General features: G+C 53.2%; 1 protein-coding gene. It reads left to right on the top strand.

Annotated features, from left to right (window positions below; genetic code table 11):
• Positions 1–425 precede the first annotated feature (425 nt).
• On the top strand, positions 426–1,253 hold the full coding sequence (locus SE18_RS00005; protein WP_054532361.1) for a tetratricopeptide repeat protein: 828 nt from the start codon (positions 426–428) through the stop codon (positions 1,251–1,253).
• The last annotated feature ends 74 nt before the right edge of the window (positions 1,254–1,327 follow it).

The raw sequence follows: 1,327 nt of genomic DNA, 5'->3' as shown, positions 1-1,327 counted from the left end.
TGGTATCCTCGTGGATGCACTGTCAGGATAGAGTCTAAGACCCGTGAAGGTATTTGTCAAGAAAGGATAAAAAGAACTCTACTCTGACAATAATTGAAGGGGAATTTGACATCAAGATAGGGTATACGTATTTCTGACACGTTTCAACGACACACGCGAATCGCATCGACCAGAACGGCAATGCGGGGTGGCAATTCCCTGGGAACTCCCACAGGGTGCTTAAGGTGGGGGTTTGTTCTTAATCGATCCATTGCTTGGTCATTTCTGGCATGAGTGAATGAAAAATCACCTGCATGGGGGAGTATCCAGATCGACGCATCGTGCTATGGTTGCGCAGCATGGTTGCGGCAGGCTCCTCATGGTCGTGGATCGCTACCCACACCGAACGCGCACGCTCCAACCTGACGAGACCAATGAAGGGAGCAATGCCAGTGATAACCTATGCCGCCCTGATCACCCATCTGACCACCATACTCCCGGATGTCGATGCTACCGCACTGACGGCCATGGTCGCGGCCTTGCCGATCGATCCCTCCGCTCTTTACCACGATTGTTCACCAGAACCAACGCATGCGGAGCTACTTCGTTTTCTCGATCACCTCGGCATGGCCGCCGAAAAGAGCAATCATGAGCGCGAAGCCCACTCCTTTTATGCGCTGTTGTTGCAGATCCATGACCAATCGCATACACGCGATGATGCATTGATTATCTCCGTCTTGATTCGGTTGGGGAAAATTCTCGAGCGGCAACCCAACTTTGCGGCAGCCCAACCCATGTATGAGCGATTAATCAAGGCCCAAAGTCACATCGATGGCGGGTATAGCCACGCAATCAAACGGTCGATCGCCACCTTAGGATGGACGCATCAAATGCTTGGCAATTATGTCATCGCCCAAGCGTTGTATACCCATGCGCTGATGCTCTGTGAACGACTTGATGGCTCCATGCATTATGATACCGCGATGGCCCTGATCAATCTTGCCGCAGCATTGGGACGGCAAGGCTTGTATGCGGAAGCGATCCCCTGCTTTGAACGGGCGCTCGCCATCCGCACCCATCTTTTGGGCGAGCACCATATCCAGACGATTAACACGATGGGGAACCTTGCAGTAACCTATGCGTCCGACGGACGACCCGTTATGGCGGCGGCACTCTTGGAGCGGGTGGATGCCTTAAAAAAAGAGGCCCTTGCGCGCATACATGCCGATTCCGCTCCCGCAGCCGAGGTTAACCACGCGACCAGCGAATCATGACCGTCCACCATGCGAGCAATCAGTAAGGATTGATTCCTCGCCCAATCAATTATGCTCCCGCAGAGAACGAATCG

Source organism: Herpetosiphon geysericola (assembly GCF_001306135.1).
In the GTDB taxonomy this organism is placed as follows: Bacteria; Chloroflexota; Chloroflexia; order Chloroflexales; family Herpetosiphonaceae; genus Herpetosiphon; species Herpetosiphon geysericola.
Note: the sequence above shows the minus strand (reverse complement) of the source record. Positions and strands in the feature narration are given on the sequence as shown.

Bases quoted from the DNA above. Each gene is read 5' to 3' on its own strand.
- SE18_RS00005 (WP_054532361.1), top strand. From the start codon at position 426: ATGCCAGTGATAACCTATGCCGCCCTGATCACCCATCTGACCACCATA.